Annotated in this window: 15 protein-coding genes; 1 reads left to right on the forward strand and 14 read right to left on the reverse strand. The window is 73.8% G+C overall.

Annotation, left to right across the window (positions count from 1 at the left end; genetic code table 11):
• Positions 1–6: 6 nt before the first annotated feature.
• Genes ACZ6C1_RS28385 through ACZ6C1_RS28450 form a run of 14 tightly spaced genes read right to left on the reverse strand, consistent with a single transcriptional unit; the run spans position 7 to position 15,234 of the window.
• Positions 7–2,001 carry a phage tail protein gene (locus ACZ6C1_RS28385; protein WP_469244545.1) on the reverse strand — a complete coding sequence of 665 codons (1,995 nt, stop codon included), beginning with the start codon at positions 1,999–2,001 and terminating at the stop codon, positions 7–9.
• On the reverse strand, positions 1,998–4,037 hold the full coding sequence (locus ACZ6C1_RS28390; protein ID WP_469244546.1) for a putative baseplate assembly protein: 2,040 nt from the start codon (positions 4,035–4,037) through the stop codon (positions 1,998–2,000). Before ACZ6C1_RS28390 ends, ACZ6C1_RS28385 begins: the two co-directional genes overlap by 4 nt.
• Positions 4,034–5,971, reverse strand: coding sequence for a putative baseplate assembly protein (locus tag ACZ6C1_RS28395; RefSeq protein ID WP_469244547.1), 1,938 nt, complete (start codon positions 5,969–5,971; stop codon positions 4,034–4,036). Before ACZ6C1_RS28395 ends, ACZ6C1_RS28390 begins: the two co-directional genes overlap by 4 nt.
• The gene (locus ACZ6C1_RS28400; protein WP_469244548.1) at positions 5,968–6,381 is read right to left on the reverse strand and encodes a GPW/gp25 family protein; all 414 of its coding nucleotides are present in this window, start codon (positions 6,379–6,381) and stop codon (positions 5,968–5,970) included. Before ACZ6C1_RS28400 ends, ACZ6C1_RS28395 begins: the two co-directional genes overlap by 4 nt.
• Positions 6,378–7,079 carry a phage baseplate assembly protein V gene (locus ACZ6C1_RS28405; protein ID WP_469244549.1) on the reverse strand — a complete coding sequence of 234 codons (702 nt, stop codon included), beginning with the start codon at positions 7,077–7,079 and terminating at the stop codon, positions 6,378–6,380. The genes ACZ6C1_RS28400 and ACZ6C1_RS28405 overlap by 4 nt, the downstream gene beginning before the upstream one ends.
• Positions 7,076–8,257 (reverse strand): phage late control D family protein, encoded by a 1,182-nt coding sequence (locus ACZ6C1_RS28410; protein WP_469244550.1) that lies wholly within the window; start codon positions 8,255–8,257, stop codon positions 7,076–7,078. Before ACZ6C1_RS28410 ends, ACZ6C1_RS28405 begins: the two co-directional genes overlap by 4 nt.
• A gap of 10 nt (positions 8,258–8,267) precedes the next feature.
• Positions 8,268–8,939 (reverse strand): CIS tube protein, encoded by a 672-nt coding sequence (locus ACZ6C1_RS28415; RefSeq protein WP_469244551.1) that lies wholly within the window; start codon positions 8,937–8,939, stop codon positions 8,268–8,270.
• On the reverse strand, positions 8,936–9,121 hold the full coding sequence (locus ACZ6C1_RS28420; protein ID WP_469244552.1) for a putative phage tail protein: 186 nt from the start codon (positions 9,119–9,121) through the stop codon (positions 8,936–8,938). Before ACZ6C1_RS28420 ends, ACZ6C1_RS28415 begins: the two co-directional genes overlap by 4 nt.
• Positions 9,122–9,126: 5 nt before the next feature.
• On the reverse strand, positions 9,127–9,645 hold the full coding sequence (locus tag ACZ6C1_RS28425; protein WP_469244553.1) for a phage tail protein: 519 nt from the start codon (positions 9,643–9,645) through the stop codon (positions 9,127–9,129).
• Positions 9,642–11,165, reverse strand: coding sequence for a phage tail sheath family protein (locus ACZ6C1_RS28430; RefSeq protein ID WP_469244554.1), 1,524 nt, complete (start codon positions 11,163–11,165; stop codon positions 9,642–9,644). The genes ACZ6C1_RS28425 and ACZ6C1_RS28430 overlap by 4 nt, the downstream gene beginning before the upstream one ends.
• Entirely contained in the window at positions 11,162–11,620 is a 459-nt protein-coding gene (locus ACZ6C1_RS28435) for a phage tail protein (protein ID WP_469244555.1), read from the reverse strand. The genes ACZ6C1_RS28430 and ACZ6C1_RS28435 overlap by 4 nt, the downstream gene beginning before the upstream one ends.
• A gap of 31 nt (positions 11,621–11,651) precedes the next feature.
• Complete coding sequence (locus ACZ6C1_RS28440; protein WP_469244556.1) at positions 11,652–13,916, reverse strand: phage tail sheath C-terminal domain-containing protein; 2,265 nt, start codon at positions 13,914–13,916, stop codon at positions 11,652–11,654.
• Between the two features lie 11 nt (positions 13,917–13,927).
• Positions 13,928–14,659 carry a carboxypeptidase-like regulatory domain-containing protein gene (locus ACZ6C1_RS28445; protein WP_469244557.1) on the reverse strand — a complete coding sequence of 244 codons (732 nt, stop codon included), beginning with the start codon at positions 14,657–14,659 and terminating at the stop codon, positions 13,928–13,930.
• Positions 14,656–15,234 (reverse strand): Pvc16 family protein, encoded by a 579-nt coding sequence (locus ACZ6C1_RS28450; RefSeq protein ID WP_469244558.1) that lies wholly within the window; start codon positions 15,232–15,234, stop codon positions 14,656–14,658. The genes ACZ6C1_RS28445 and ACZ6C1_RS28450 overlap by 4 nt, the downstream gene beginning before the upstream one ends.
• Before the next feature lie 260 nt (positions 15,235–15,494).
• Here ACZ6C1_RS28450 and ACZ6C1_RS28455 point away from each other — a divergent pair, with 260 nt between their 5' ends.
• The gene (locus ACZ6C1_RS28455) at positions 15,495–15,620 is read left to right on the forward strand and encodes a hypothetical protein (RefSeq protein ID WP_469244559.1); all 126 of its coding nucleotides are present in this window, start codon (positions 15,495–15,497) and stop codon (positions 15,618–15,620) included.
• Positions 15,621–15,631: the final 11 nt, after the last annotated feature.

Below are 15,631 nucleotides of genomic sequence, written 5' to 3' on the forward strand. Positions count from 1 at the left end.
GTCCTCTCACGACACTTGTGTATGCACACCGACGGCGGAGACGACTCCCACGCCCACCCCTCGGCGCGATCCCGCGGGTCCCGGTCTGAGCACCGCGTCGCGGTTCAGCCGCAGCGGGCTGCCGCCTCCGAGCACGGGCGGCGGCAGCGGGACGAACGCGGTGTCCACGCCGACCGTGGAGCGGGAACCGACCACGAAGCCGGCTCCGCCGGTCCTTACCGACCCCACCGTGTGCGCGGGCGCCTGGCGCTCCACCAGCCGCCGCAGGGCCCGCTGGTCGGCCGATCCGGCGGGCAGGAGCACCCGGAACCGGTGCGCGTGCGCGGCGAGCGGATCACCGTCCGGGTCCCCGAACGCACGCAGTGGCGCCGTGCCCAGGGCCGAGCCGCCGATCCGGAAACGGCTCGCCGACCGGCCGAACAGCCGTACCGAGCCCAGCCCTTGCCCCTGTCCCACCCCGCTCCCCGGTGGGCGCCCCTCCCCGTCACCGTCGACCGCCGCGCGCAGGTGCGCCCAGCGGCGGTCCGTGGCCAGCTCGTCGACGACCGGGGCCACCCCGAACACGATGCGCACCGCTTCCCGCAGCGCCCATGGCGTGCCCCGGCGCCGGTACAGCTCGGGGGCCGCGGCGAGGAGCGCGCGGCGGGTCGGCGCGTCCCAGTCCGCCTCGAACGACAGGCCGAGCAGCCCGGCGAGCCACGGCAGCACCCGGTCCGGCACGCCCGCCGGGTCGAGGAGCGCCGGATACCGCTCGATGACCCGGTCGAGGTCGGCGAGCGTGGCGTCGAACAGCGACAGGAAGCGCTCGGTGAAGTCGTCGGCAGCCGGGTCCTGCCGGAAGGCGGGCGGCAGCAGGTCGGCGCTGGTCACCCGGGGGAAGTCGAGCCGGATCCGGTGCACGACCGGGGTCGCGCCGCCGTCGCCCGACAGCTTCAGCCGTAGCCGCAGGTAGCGGCCGGGCGGCTGGTCGACGAGGAAGTCCGTGACTCCGGGGGCCGACGCCTGCCAGTCGCTCTCCTCGTACCGGCCGTCCTCGCTCACGACGATCCCGACCGACACCGCCGTGCCCGCCGGGACGTCGGCGTCCAGGCGTACGCGGTGCCACCGGCAGCGTGAGACGCCGCTGTCGATCAGGGTGGTGACGTACGAGCCGCTGGTGACGTACGCGCCGGCCGGCGGCGGCACGGTCGGCCGGGGCAGGCCCCGCCAGGTGTAGCCGTGGGCCAGGGGCCCGTCCGGGCCGTTCTCGCTCAGGCAGAAGCCCTCCTCGTCCACCGAGGTGAGCGCGGACGGCGGCAGGGCGTCGGCCAGTTCGTCCACGGTGACGGTACGGAAGGGCCGGCCGTGGCCGCCCCGGTGGATGGTCAGCCGGGAGCCGTCGTCGGCGAGCACCCACACCGTGTGCCCGGGGCCGGTGCGCAGCCCGATGATCTCGCCGCGCGCCCCGGTGCGGAGCGTTCCGCGGAAGCCGCCCGTGGAGCCGTACCGGCGCAGGTCGGTGCCGCCCCGGCAGGCGATCAGGACCTCGTCGCCCGGTGCCGTCGCGGCCCACCGGGGCCGCCGCACCGGGATGACGCCGGCGAGCTGGGCACCCTCACGGCGCCACACGAGCACCCGGTCGTGCTCCACCACGGCCAGCCGGTGTCCCCGTGCGGCGACCGACACCGGCTCGCGCAACAGGCCGGGGTCGCACGGGGGCTGCCATACGGGGGGGAAGGCGCCGGTGCAGGGGTCGCGGCGCAGCAGCCGGCGCTCCCCGGGGACGAGCAGGTACCAGCCGCACGGCCCGCACCCGGGTGTGAGGCGCGGGTCGGGGAACCACGGCAGGAGCTCGGCCCTGGTGGGGCCTTCGGGGTCGGTCCCGGGGTGGGCGAGGCGGATCCCGGCCGGGTCGTCGAACCCGACGATGCCGCCCGTTCCGGGCTCGCCGGCCGGGCTCTCGTCCCAGCCGACGTACGCGTCGAGCAGGCGGAAGGTGGCGGGGTGCGGTGCGCAGGTCATGGCCGGTCTCCTACCGGGATCAGCAGCGGGCGCTCCGGCCAGACCAGGTCGTGGGGCCCGATCGGGTGGTCGGTGCAGGGCGGCAGCCGCAGCCCGTCTACGGTGAGCGCGAGCCGGGAGACGGCCAGCACCCCGTCGACCGCGAGGAGCCGCCGGACGAGTGCGGTGTGCCGCAGCGCGCCGCCGAACGGCCAGCCCACGCCGTCCTCGCCGCCGCGCAGCGGGTCCAGGTACGTGCGCACCGCGTCGCCCGCGTGGGACAGGACCGCGGCCCGGTCGAGGTCCGGGTCGAGGGCGACCCACGACTCGACGGCGACCCGGCGGTAGGAGGCGGGGGCCGCGACGACGGTGACCCCGGCGGGGGCGGCCTCGCGGGTCAGGAAGTCGGCGACGGCCCGCAGTGTCGCGGCGGTGGGCACCGGCGGCTCGCCGCCGCCGTCGCCCGGCGGCACGACGAGGACGCCCACGACGCCGGGGATCGGCGCCCCGGCGAAGTCGGGGTGCAGGCCGGGTACGCCACGGGCGCGGGCGACCGACGCGCCGGGCGCGCGGGTGGCGAGCGGGCCGTAGTCGGCCGGGGCCACGGCGCGGCCCCGGGCGCGCAGTTCGCCGACGCCCCGGCGCGTCGCGGTGGCGTCGGACTCGGCGTCGGTGCCTCCGGAGGCGGGGAAGGGGTTGGTGACGCCGATGACGTACGGCAGGGCGGTCACCACGGAGTTGACGGCGCCCGCGCTCACGGCTCCGGCGCTGCCGCCGCCCACGCGGTAGCGGACGGCGCGGACGTTGCGGAAGCCGGGCGGTACGGCCGCGCCGTGGACGCCGTCGCCGAAGGTCACTTCGCCGGTCGCGTGGTCGACGGTGAAGACGCGGTCGTCGGCGCCGTGGCCGGCCAGGCTCTCCACCTCCCGCCAGCGGGCGGCGGAACCGGCCCGGGTGCCGAACACATCGGCGCCGGGGTCGTCGTCGACCTCGATGACCACGGAGTCGGCGAGGATGGGCACCTGACTGAGCCTCATCCGCCGGCGGCCGCTCGACCCGGTGTCCTGGACGGGTTGCAGCGGCTCGTCCCTGATGGTGCGGGCGGCCGTGGCGGGGACCGTGTTCAGGCGCAGCCCGGACAGCACGGGGGCGGGCCCCCCGAAGCCGCCGTGCGCGATCCGCAGGCGCAGCCAGCGCAGCGGCGGCCTCGGCCGGGCCCCGGGCGGGGTGCCGGGCTGCCAGGTGCGCGGGACCCGCAGTTCGACGGTCCCGCTCGCCCGGAACCCGGCGGTGGAGTCGCGCACCACCTCCGCGGGGACGAGCCGGGTGCCGTCCAGCACGTCCCAGCGCAGCAGCGGCGCCGGGGGCGGGGGCAGGGGGACCGGCCCGCCGGAGCCGGCCGGCGCGGGAGGGGCGGCGGCCACCACGAAGCCCAGTGACAGACGCGGGTGGGGGGCGGCCGTCCCGGCGAGCCCGATCCACAGGCCGTTGCCGGGCTGCGTGTCCCGGCCGAACAGCGCGAACGGGCGGCCGGGCCCGGCCGGTCCGGTCGGCAGGGTCTCCAGCGTTCCGCCGTCCTGGACGGCGAGGTCGGCGAGGGTGGCCGGGGTGGCGTACAGGTCCTGGTCCGTCTCGTACACCACCTGCCCCGCCGGCCCGGACGCCGCGCTCTGGAATCCGGCCGGTACGAGGACGGAGGCGCCGTCCGGCGGGTTGACCGTGAACTCCAGGAGGGCGGCCGCGGCCCCGGCCGGGCGCCTGCGCACACCGGCCGTCGCCAGGTGTTCGGCCAGCACCTTCTCCGGCAGCCGGTTGACGCGCGCGAGCACGGGTTCGGCCTGGGTGCCGAAGAGGCGGACGAGTGCGACACCGGCGTCCTGGCGGTCGGGGTCGGTCCAGTCCGGGGTGTAGCCCGCGATCCGGCGTCGTACCCGGTCCCGGACCGCCTCGCGGGTCGCGTCGGTCAGCTCCGGCTGGACGCCGGTCGGCCCGGGTCCCGGTACGACCCGTCCTTCCTCGTCGCGGGCCGCCTTCTCCCACCACACGTCTCCGGTCATGCCAGCCCCTCCCCCGGTTCGACGGCGGGCACGATCCGGGTGCGGACCGTCCGCAGGACGGGCAGGTCACCGGGCCCGAGCGGCACTTCCCGGCAGGCCTCGTCCGGGGCCGCCCCATCGAGGCCGATCGCCACGGCGGACACGTCCGCGAGGTCGCCCAGGGCCCGCTGCGCGGCCCGCAGCAGGACCGACGGGTGCAGCGGCCGGCCGAACGGCCAGCCGTCCCGGTCGTCGCCGCCGACGAGCGGGTCGAGGAAGCGGCGCAGCGCCTCGGTGAGCACGGTGGACACGCGGGCGCGGTCGGCGGGGTCGCCCGACAGGTCGGCGCGCACCGCCACGTCGCGGTAGCGGGGCGCGCGGACGAAGACCTCGGAGGTGAGCAGCCGGGCCCGCTCCAGGTGGGCGGCGACCGCGCAGAGCATGCCCGGGTCGGGCCGCGGCGCGGCGACGAAGTCCTCGCCGGTCACGTCGTCGCGCGGCACCGCCGGTACGAGGTGCACGGTGACCGCACCGGGCACCGGGGAGCACGGGAAGCCGGGATGCTCGCCGAGGGAGGCGTACGCGCGGGCGACGGCGACGCCCGGTGTCGTACGGGCGAGGGTGACGAAGTCGTCGGCGGTGACCGCGCGGGTCACCTCGCCGAGGGAGGCGGCGGCGCGCTGCCGTGCCTCGGTGACGCTCTCCGGTTCGGCGCCGCCTTCGGCACGGACGACGTTGACGGCCGTGACCGCCGCCGGGGACTCGCCGGCCGGGACCCAGTTGGCGGTCATGCCGCCGTTGCCGGACCGGCCGCCGCCGATGGCGTACTCGACGCTCGCGTCGGTGCCCGGGCGGGGGATGCGGCCGGTGAGTCCGTCGCCGAACACCACCGCGCCCTCGGTGCGGTCGAGGACGAAGACCCGGTCGGCCGGCCCGCCGAAGGTGAGGTCCGGCACGGGCCGCCACTCTTCGCCCGCGAGCCGTACGCGCGCCTCGATGAGCCGCTCAGCGGCGTCCGGCAGCACCAGGTGCTGGCCGGGCAGCTTGAGCCAGGCGTCGATCTGCTCCCGGAGCTCCTCGCCGGCGGTGTACCACTGACGGTGGTGGGCGGTGGAGACGTTGACGGCGAGCTGGAGCAGGCGCGGCGGCGCGGCGTGGGTGGCCGCCGGGGTGGAGAGGAGGATTCCGTGGTCCCGGGTGGTCCAGCCGGCGGGCGGGTGGAGCCGGACGACCCCGGAGCGCCTGAGCCCGGCCGTGCCGTCCTCGACCTTCTCGAACGGGCCGCGGACGTCCGTTCCCGGCCGGAACCATGACCAGGTCAGCTCGGCGGGTGGCGGCAGGTCGGCGACCGCCCCGGGCAGCCATGACGGTGCCGACGCGGCGGGCGCGTCCAGCTCGAACAGCAGGCTGAGCGGGCCGGGCGCGGGGTGGGCCCCGGTGAGCGGCAGGGTGAACCGGGCGCACGCGGGGGCCCCGTCGCTCGCGAGGAGCGGGACGCCCCGGCGGGACGCCAGGTCGGCGGTGCGGTCGCGGCCGGTCCACACGGTGACCTCGGCGCCCTCGGCGAGCGGGAAGACGGCCACGTCGTCGTCGAGGGTGAAGACCACCTGTGCAGCCGGGTCCCGGGTGAGCGCCGTCCCGGCGGGGACGACGGGGACGGCGGCGTCCGGTCGCCGGGCCGCGACGCGCAGCACGGTGGCGGCGGGCCGGGCCGGGTGCGGGGGTTCGAGGCCCAGCAGCCGCAGGACGGCGACCACGAGGGCGTCGGGCACCTGGTCGAGCCAGTACAGCCGCTGTTCGAGGAGGTAGGCGAAGAGTTCGAGGAGGGTGATGCCGGGGTCGACGGGCGCGTGCAGCGTCCAGGTGCCGCCGGATTCGGCGGGGGTCCGGCGGCGGATGGCCGCCATCATGTCGGCCCAGGTGAGGTCGTCCAGTTTGGGCGCGGGCAGGGTCATGGGGTCCTCCCCGCGGGGCCGCTGAGCCCGGCGTAGAAGGGGAACACCAGGTTGGCCTTGGTGTTGCTGCGCCGGATGCGGTAGACGACGGAGACGGTGATCCGTGACTCGTCGGCCGGGTCGGTCTCCGCGCGGACCTCGTCGAGCTCCACCCTGGGCTCGTGGTCGCGGACGGCGGCGGCGATGGAGCTCTCCAGGTCGCGCAGGTTCTGGACGCTGCCGGGCGCGAAGACCAGTTCGTGGGCCCGCGTGCCGAGTTCGGGCCGCATGACGCGCTCGCCCGTGCCGGTGAGCAGCAGGGCCCGCAGGCAGTGCTCGATGCTCTCCTCGCCGACGGCGTATCCCAGCCGTCCGGACGCGTCGGGCAGGATCGGGAACCGCCAGCCGGTCCCGAGGAACTCCTCGCTCATGCCGTCCTCGCCTTCTTGGCCAGGACTGCGGGGGTGAGCGGCGGGGTCGGCGGGCCGGTGGGCCCGGCGGCGGACGGGTGGGTGTGCGTGTTGAACGCCTGGAGCAGCGCGTTGCCGAGCACGAGGGGCTCGGTGGCGCCGCCGCCGAGGTCGATGGAGGGGGAATCGACCGTCACCTTGGGCGCCTTGAGGGTGATCTCCCCCTGCGCGGTCACGGTCACGCTGCCGCCCTCGGCGGCGGTGATCCGGATCGCCTTGCCCTCGTCGTCCATTTCCACGACGTGCCCGGCGGCCGAGGTGATGCGTACGGCGGCCTTGGACCGCGTGTCGTCGAGGAGCACCTCGTGACCGTGTCTGGTGCGGATGGTTTTCTGGTCGCGGCCTTCGGTACGGGCGGTCGGCGGCTTGTCCTTGCCGTTGTAGAGGCCGCCGAGCACGATCGGGAACCGCATGTCGCCGTGGACGAAGGCGACGAGGACCTCGTCGCCCTTCTCGGGCACGAACACGGTGCCGTAGCCGTGGCCGGCGTAGAGCTGGCTGACGCGGATCCAGTCGGTGACGGTGACGTCGTCGAACCACGGGAACTTCAGCTTGACGCGCCCCTCGTCGTCGCCCTCGTTCTCCACGACGAGCGCTTCGACGACCCCGTAGTACCGCTTGTCGGTGCTGCGGGCCCGTGGTGTGGTTCTGATGGTCACTGGTCCCCCTGGTGGATGCGCCGCCCGGTGAACTGGGTGAAGAACCCTCCGGTGTTGAGCGTGTGCTCGACGCGTTTGACGAAGTACATGCCGGAGAAGCGGCGCCCGAGGCCGTGGATCTCCAGGTTGTCGCCGGGCCGCAGCTCGGGCAGGCCGGCCACCTTGCCGGTGGCGGTGATGAACTCGTACGCCCGCTCCCGCAGCAGGCTGATGGCCAGTTCGCGGGCCTCCTGGTCGCTGCCGACGGGCGCGTCGACGAGGACTTCCTGGCGGCCCTGGAGGGTGGACTGGGCGACCTCGGGCCCGCTCTGCCCGTCGGCGGTGTTCTGCCCGGCCGGGAGGTTCTCGGCGGTCGCGGTGAACGCGATGGGCTGTTTGGTACGGGGGTCCCAGCCGCGCACGGTGACCTTGCTGACCTGCTGGGACACCGTCAGGGTCGGGGTGAACTCCAGCAGGTTGGGGATCAGCCCCGCGGGCTGGGCGGTGGGTCCCGTCGACAGCCCGGGCGCGTAGGCCAGCCGGTACACGCGCATGGGGCGGCCGTCGCGGCCGTCCGTCGGTCTGATGAAGTAGAGGGTGTCCTCCCCGGTCTTCGGGTCGGGCAGGATGTAGCAGTCGAAGTCCAGCCGCTTGGCCCGCTCCAGCAGGAAGGTGGCGTCGTCCTGGTTCTTCTGCACCACCCGGTCGTGCGTCGGCCCCTCCCGGGTGACCTCGACGCGGAGGTGGTTGCGCTGGGCGATCTGCTCGGCGATCCGCCAGTCGGGCATATTGCGGTAGATCTTGGTCTCGTTCTCGGTGGGCTTGCGGTCCTTGAGCCGCAGCAGCCCGTCCACACCGCTCACCTGGACGGTGGGGGACGCGCTCTCGGTGAACCGCGGGCTGAGCGTGGAGATGGTGCCGGTGGCGACGGTGAGCAGTTGGTCGGCGTAACCGAGCCGTACGGAGACCCGGCCGCCGAGCCGGAAGCTCGGCGAGTCGCTGTGCTTGAAGCGCAGGTTGGCGTCGTCCCAGTTGTTGAGGGTCAGATCGAAGCCGGACATCTCGTCGATGTCGCGGTTCACCTTGATGTCGATGATGTCGTTCTTCGTGGAGGGGTCCATCTGCAGGCCCTCGATCGTCACGTCGAACTCGGGCGCGTACCGGTCGGGGGAGGCGACCTCGGGGGTGGGAGTGCTCATGGCGCGCTCCTCACGGCAGCCGGGGCACGGTCAGCACCCGGCCCGGCCGCAGGTCCCGTGGGTCGGTGATGCCGTTGGCGCGCGCCAGCTCCCGCCAGGCGTCGGGCCGCCGGTACAGGGCGCTGGAGATGGAGCTGAGCGTGTCCCCGCGACGCACCACATAGCTCTTCTCCACCGTGGGTGAGGAACGCGGGGTGGCGGCGACCTGCACGGCGGCCGGCCGGAACTCCTTGAGCGTCAGGTCCAGCATGGCGCGCAGCGGGACGCCGTCGGGCCGGAACAGCTGGTAGTTGACGTCCAGTTTCTCCACGACACCGGTGAAGACCTCCTCGTCCCACACGAACCGCACGACCGGCGGGGCGTGTTCGCGGCTGTCGGGCCGCAGCAGGTCGCGCAGGGCGTCGACGTAGGTCTTCCGTACGTTCTCCAGGGTGTCGGAGGTGTCGACGAGCGCCTGGACGGTGAGGGTCTCCGTCCCGCCGCGCACGTACTGCAGGGGCGGGGTCTCCAGGCCGGGGATGGTGATCTCGGCGAAGGTGTTGGCCTTGCTCAGCTTGTAGTCGGTCGGGTTGAACCGCAGGGGGATGCGCCGCCGCCGCTCGTCGGCGATCACCGGGCGGACGATCTCCAGGTGGGCCTGGGCGGCGCCCTGGCGGGCGAAGGACACGGGCGTCACGCTCACGGCCGGTCCTCCCCGTCGCCGAAGCCGCGTTCGGCCTCGGTGCGCCTGGCGCGGGCGCACGCGTCCTCGTACAGCTTCGACCAGGCCTGGATGTGCTGGTTGAACAGGCGGGTGAACACGGCACCGTCGTCGCCGTCCACCTGGAAACGCACTTCGAGATGGTGAATGGTCACCTTCGGCACGTCGGTCACCTCCCTCGGTTCAGTGGCGGCAGGGCGCTCGCCGCGGTGTCCTGAAGGACCTTGGTCAGCCCCTCGTGGGCGATCTCCAGCGATTCGACGGCGATCGCGTTCTGCTCGGCGTGCAGGTCGGGTCCGGTCCACTTGGCGGCCAGGCCGCCGTGGAACGCCCAGGCCGCGCCGGGTGTCCCGTCCGGGCCGAGCACGATCACCGCGCCGTCGCGGCGGGCGCCCAGCGAGTCGGCGAGCCCGGCCTGGTACCAGGCCCACAGGCCCGGGTCGCGGACCACACCACGCTTGAGGGTGATCCGGTTCCACGAGTGGCGCACGGGGAGTTGGTGCACCGAGTCGTTGCGGCCGCCCTCCGGGTAGCTCGTCACCTCCAACTGCGCGCCCAGGCCGGCGACCTCCTGGAACGCGCCGGACGCGACCAGCGGCAGCAGCAGCGCCTGCGCGGACGGCAGGTACGCGTCACCGGGGTCCAGTGTGACCAGGAAGCGGTACTTCGGCAGCGGGTCCTGGTTCATGCCTCGATCACCTCCAGGCCCCGGTCCTGACCGAGGACGAGTCGCAGCCTGATGAACTCCATGGGTACGGCGGGGGCGACCTCGATCTCGCAGACGAGCTGCCCCGGGTCCTGCTCGGGCGGGTTGTCGGTGTCGTCGCACACCACCCGGAACGCCTGCTCGGGCCGTGCCCCGGCGAGCGCACCGGCCCGGAACGCGGAGAGCAGCACCGAGGTGACCGCCCTGACCAGCGTCAGCCGCAGTTCGGGCGAGTTGACGTCGAACACCAGTGGGCCGGCCACCCTGCGGATGGCGCGTACCAGGAGGTGCACGAGCCGGCGGTGCGCGATGTAGCGGGTGCGGGGGTCGGCGGAGAGGGTGCGCCCGCCCCACACCGTCAGCCCGCGCCCGCGTGTGCACCGCACCAGGTCCAGCCCCGCGTCGAACAGCCGCACCTGCTGTGGCTCGGGGAACTCGTCCACCAGGTCGACCGCCTCCAGGATCACGGCGTTGGCGGGCGTGTGGTGCGCCCCGCGCTCACCGTCGAGGCGGGCGATGACGCCCAGGACGTGCCCGGATGCGGGGACCGTGCGCAGGCCGTGCCCGTCCGGGGTGCGCAGCGCCGGGTGGTAGACGGCCGCGCAGGACAGGAGCGCGCTGTCGCCCGTCGCCGTGAGCGAGCGCACCCAGCCGACCGCCGCGTCCACGTCGGACAGCCCGGGCGGTACGTCCAGGACGGCCAGCCGGTCGTGCAGCGGGGCGACGGTACGCAGCAGGCCGAGCACGACGTCGGTGTGGGCGCTGGCGGTCAGGTCCGTGCCGAGGTCGGGCAGCGCCACCAGCGCCGGTTCCGGGAGCTCGGCCTGTACGGCCACGGCGTCCTCGTACGCCTCGCGGGTGGGCGCGGAGTCGGTGCCGTCCGTCAGCGTCAGGTGCCAGGCCATCGAGATCGGGCCGGGCCGCCCGGACGGCGGCGGGGGCCCGTCCGGGACGAGCCGGACGAAGCGGGAGGCGGCCAGCCGGTCCGCGAGAGCGGCGAGCGGCAGACCGGGGAACACCTCGGGCGGCTCGCCGGGCACGGTGACCCGTACGCTCACCGTCGGCGGCCCGGCCACGGTGCTGGCCTGGTAACGGACCGCGACGTGCGTGCCGTTGGCCCAGGCTCCGGGGCTGGTGGCGGCCACCCGGTACCGCGTGGCGGGGAAGCCGCTCAGCGGGCCGACGGTCCACCGGGCGCGGGCGGTGGCGGCCGGGCCGGACACACGCACCACCCAGGCCGTGCGGCCGCCGTTCTCGAAGAACCCGCGCAGGGCGTACGGGGTGGCGAAGGCGCCGTCCTGGTGGTGGCCCGCCCGGGAAGGCCCCGTGGGCGGACCGAAGGTGCCCACGACGTCGTTCCAGCTCTCCACCCGCACCGGGGTGGCGACGGGGCCCCGGCGGAGCCGGCCGAGGAACGCCGCCACGTCCGTGCGCAGCGGCTCCGCCTCGACGCCGCGCGGTGCGGACGACAGGGACACCCCAGGAAGCGCTGCACCGGTCATGTCAGGTCGATTTCCAGCTTCTCGACCGCGAGGACGAGCGTCTCCATGGCGACCTCGTTCTTGGTGGCGCTCAGGGTCGGGCCGGTGTACTTGGTCGGCCAGGCGCGGTTGAACTTCCAGCGCATGACCGGCCGGCGGTTCTCGTCGAGGAGCTCGATCTGGCCGGAGGTGCGCTTCACCTTGCCCTCGAGCGCGTCGAATACCCACGTCCAGAATTCGACGTGGCCGGTGATGCCCCGCTTGAAGGTCAGGTTGGTGAACTTCTTGAGCCCCGGGATCTTGCGGACGGTGATGTCCTCGCTCCCGTTGCGGTACTCGATCGGCGGGATCTCCAGCTCGAGACCGCTCACTTCGGTGAAGGACCCGCTCACCGCGATGCCGTCGTTGCTGACGTTGCTCACGATGACGCGGAAGTTGTAGGACGCGTACGGATCGTCCCTCATGGCAGGTGGCACGGTGGCCCCTCCTCACTGCTCGGTCGGATGCTCAGGTGAGCTGGGTCTCGCGCGTCTTCTGCTGGATCCGGAAGATCACGAACTCGGCCGGGAAGACCGGCGCGACCCCGATGACGCAGATGAGACGGCCGTTGGCCAGGTCGTCCTCCGTCATCGTGGTGCGGTCGCAGGCGACGAAGAACGCCTCTTGGGCGGTGGTCCCGGCGAGCGCGCCGCTGCGCCACACGGTGGTGAGGAAGTCGCTGACCGTCTGGCGGACCAGAGCCCACAGGGACTCGTCGTTGGGCTCGAAGACCACCCACTGGGTGCCCTCGTCGATCGACTCCTCCAGGTAGAGGAAGAGCCGCCGGACGTTGACGTACTTCCAGGAGCTGTCCGAGGAGAGCGTCCGCGCGCCCCACACCCGGTGGCCGAGGCCGGGGAAGTACCTGAGCGCGTTGATCCCCTTGGGGTTCAGCAGGTCCTGGTGGCGCCGGGTGATGTCCTGGGCGAAGCCGTCGGCCTGCCGGACGCCCCGGACGACCACGTTGGCGGGAGCCTTGTGGACACCGCGTTCCACGTCCACCCGGGCGTAGATGCCTGCCATGTGGCCGGACGGCGGCACCTCGACGTCGCGGTTGGTGGACGGGTCGCGGGTGACCAGCCACGGGTGGTACAGGGCCGCGTACTTGGTGTCGAAGGGCTCACGGAAGGCCTGGATGCCCTCCATGTCGAGGCCGTCGCGCGGGTCGAGGATCGCGAACCGGTCCTTGAGCAGTTCGCAGTGGGTGACGAGGCTCGATTCGACCGTGCCGGACCACATGCCGGGTACGGCGCAGACGGCCACCTCGTCGATGTCCTCCAGGGCGACGATGCCGGTACGCCGGCCACTGCCGCCGTCGGTGCCGACGAAATCGGCCACGCTCAGGGACTCGTACGCGTCGTCGCCGCCCGCCAGCGAGAGCCAGGAGCCGATCGCGGGGACCGGGAACCTGGTGGGGTCGGTGGACAGGCCGGGCAGCGCGGTGGCCCGTACGAGCTGGGAGCGGCTCTCCAGGGCGGTGGTCAGGTTGGCCGGGGTGTCGCCGGAGAACCGGAGGTTGCCGAAGGTCTCGGTGACCGTGGCGCCGCCCGGGTCGGTGAACCGGGTGCTGACCTCGGCCTCGATCAGGTGCATCCGGTCGGTTTCGAAGAAGGTGCCCGGTACGTCGCGGTCGAAGGTGACGGCGTCCCCACTGACCGTTTCGACGTTCACCGCGGTCAGGGTGGTGCCGTCGTCGAGCTGGACGACCGAGCCCTCGTACAGCCTGCTCGCGCCGCCGATCCGCAGGGTCCGTCCCGTCCCGGTGTTGCCGCGGCGGACCCGGCGCACCGTCAGGCCGGTCTCCCACGCGCCGTGCGTGGTGCCCGCCGGGAAGGTGAGCGTGAGCTTGCCGTCCGCCGGCCGGCCGACCTGGACCTTGAACCGGCCGGGGCCGATCTGCACCCACACATCGGCGGGGAGGTCGTCGGGGTCGAGCCCGGTCACCGCGGCGACCTCGGCCGTCTCGCTGTTTTCGGCCGCGTCCGCGACCAGGCGGGTGACGAAGAGCCCGCCCTCCTGCGGCTCCGGCAGCACCGGCAGCGTGGCGCCGACCATGGGCTGGACCCGTACCTGGACGCCGGCGCCCCAGGTGCCGGGGCTCACGGCGGAGAACCGCAGCGTCTGTTCGTCGCCGCGTTCACCGATCTGCACGTAGTCGCCCCGGGAGCTCCTGACCTCGGCGGGCAGCGGCTGGGCGAGGGTGACGCGGCGGGTGGCCATGTCGTAGCCGGATACGGTCACGGTGTGGATGGCCTGCTGGTCGTCGCCGCGCAGGATCTGGATCTGCTGGCCGGCCCCGGTGAAGCCGATCAGGTGCCCGAGCCGGAGGTGGGTGGCGCCCCGCGCGGCGTCGGCGGTGATCGGGCTGACCAGGCCCTGGCCCAGGGAACCGGACGCCGCCCGGGCTCCGCCGCTGGCGACCCGCTTGACGTACAGGCGCTGACCGCCGTTGTCGAAGAAGCCCTTGACGGCCAGTGGGAACAGCCACCAACGGCCGCCCTCGGAGAGGTTGTTCGCCCAGGCGTCCCGTACACCCGCGTCCGGCTCGGGCAGAAAGCCGCCGAAGGTGTTCTGGAACTCCAGGAAGTTCGAGACCAGTTTGGGCTTGCCGGTGTACGGGCCGCGAGCGGTGACCCCGACCATCCCGGCGGTGCTCGTGCTCACCCCCGCGATCGGCCGCGGCCCCGCGTCGATCTCCTCGATGTAGACCCCGGGGCTCAGGTACTCGGCCATGAATGGGCTCCTCACTGCTCGCGGATCTCGATGACGTGCTGACGCTCTGCGTCCTGGGGGAGGTGCACGGCCAGCGCCCCGGTCCGGCCCGGCCGCTCGGTGGCCTCGATGCGGAAGGTCTCCTCGACCGCGTGCTCGGATGCCCTCTCCCCCTCCCACCGCAGCGGGAGCCGGAAGGCTCCCCGGGCGTCGGAGAGGGTGCGTTCGTGCCACGGTGTCAGGTCCTGGCCCGTGCGCCCCCTGGCCTCGACGAGGGCGTTCACCACGGGCGCCCCGGAGGTGGCGTCCCGTACGACACCGTGGACCGTGCGCGCGCCGGGTGGGTAGGGGTAGGCGGTCCCGGGCAGCAGCCGGACCAGCCGCGGGGAGGCCTCGACGGCGGGCGGGTGGGCGTCGTTCCAGGGGTGCACCTGGAACTCGACGCCGACCAGGCCGGCCGAGAACGGCTGCCCGTCGGCCGGGTACAGCGGCAGTCGGCCGGGGGCGGCGACACGGACCCGGTGGCGCTCCGGCCGGCCCGCCCACGGCTCGGCGCGCCTGCCGAGTCCCGGAAAGGCGATGACTCCGCTGGGCGTACGCACCGCCTGGTCGTCCAGCCGCAGCCAGCCGCCGCCCGCCTCGTCGAACCGATCCAGGTGCACCTCCACGCCCGCGGTGTGCACCTGGCGTGTGTGGTCGTCGAACGGCACCAGCCAGACGGGGCTGTGGAGCGCCGACCGGGCGAGGGGCATGAAGGGGCTCATGGCGTCGCCGTTCCCTCGATGATCCGGCTCCGCACCGGCCGCACGGGCGTCTCCACGGCCGAGTCCAGGTCGACCACGCGCACCTCGTAGTTCAGCGAGAGCCGGTAGGGCTTCTGGATCGCGTACCAGACCCAGGACTTCTGGTCGAGGGTCAGCGGTGTCAGGGTGAGGTGCAGGGCATCGGTGCTGCCGGCCAGACCGCCGGACAACTGACCGCCGTCCAGGATCGCGTCGTCGTAGAACGTCTGGAGGGCGCGCCCCAGCATGCGGTGCTGGGTCGCCTGGTCGCCGCCCCACGGGGTGATCAGGTACCGCAGCAGCAGGGCCATCGGCGGTTTGCGGGTGGTGAGCGGGCCGGGTGGCTGGGAGCGCACCGGAGGCCGGTTGCGCGCGGTGGGGTCCTCGGCGATCTCGTAGAGGAACACGGTGAGTTTGGGGGGCGGCGTCTGCACCGTCTCCGAGAGGTCGTTCAGTTCCGCGATCGGCGGTTCCACCTGGCTGAGCCCGCGGAGGGACTGCGTCAGCGTGTTCACGATGACCGACGAGACGTCGGCGATCACACCGAAGTCACCCAATGCGAAGCCCCCCTCGGCCCGACGTGCCCGACCACGTATGCCGCGAGGATGCACAGTCCCCTGTGATCCGTCCGCGACTCACCCGTCGCACCAACGTCACCGACGCGTCCACACCGTGCGCCATGACGTCACCGGACACGGATCGACGACGCCGGGGTGACACCAGTGCGGGACACTCAGTTCCCATGGAGACCCCCTCAGCGCGGTCCGGTGTCCTGATAGTTCGGGTTTGGGTGGAAGGTGGTGGCGGGCCGGACGGCTTGCGCGCGCGCATCCTCCAGACCGTCGACGGGGAGGAGAGGCATCCCTCGGCGGCGTGCCGGCCCACCGACGTCCTCCTGGCCGTCCGGGCCTGGCTCGATGAGCTGCTGGAACAGGACGGGTGACGTTTCCGCGA

This window comes from Streptomyces sp. NPDC041796 (genome assembly GCF_055590785.1).

Bases quoted from the DNA above. Each gene is read 5' to 3' on its own strand.
- ACZ6C1_RS28425 (WP_469244553.1), bottom strand. From the start codon at position 9,645: ATGAACCAGGACCCGCTGCCGAAGTACCGCTTCCTGGTCACACTGGAC.
- ACZ6C1_RS28390 (WP_469244546.1), bottom strand. From the start codon at position 4,037: ATGACCGGAGACGTGTGGTGGGAGAAGGCGGCCCGCGACGAGGAAGGA.
- ACZ6C1_RS28395 (WP_469244547.1), bottom strand. From the start codon at position 5,971: ATGACCCTGCCCGCGCCCAAACTGGACGACCTCACCTGGGCCGACATG.
- ACZ6C1_RS28400 (WP_469244548.1), bottom strand. From the start codon at position 6,381: ATGAGCGAGGAGTTCCTCGGGACCGGCTGGCGGTTCCCGATCCTGCCC.
- ACZ6C1_RS28385 (WP_469244545.1), bottom strand. From the start codon at position 2,001: ATGACCTGCGCACCGCACCCCGCCACCTTCCGCCTGCTCGACGCGTAC.
- ACZ6C1_RS28410 (WP_469244550.1), bottom strand. From the start codon at position 8,257: ATGAGCACTCCCACCCCCGAGGTCGCCTCCCCCGACCGGTACGCGCCC.
- ACZ6C1_RS28440 (WP_469244556.1), bottom strand. From the start codon at position 13,916: ATGGCCGAGTACCTGAGCCCCGGGGTCTACATCGAGGAGATCGACGCG.
- ACZ6C1_RS28430 (WP_469244554.1), bottom strand. From the start codon at position 11,165: ATGACCGGTGCAGCGCTTCCTGGGGTGTCCCTGTCGTCCGCACCGCGC.
- ACZ6C1_RS28445 (WP_469244557.1), bottom strand. From the start codon at position 14,659: ATGAGCCCCTTCATGCCCCTCGCCCGGTCGGCGCTCCACAGCCCCGTC.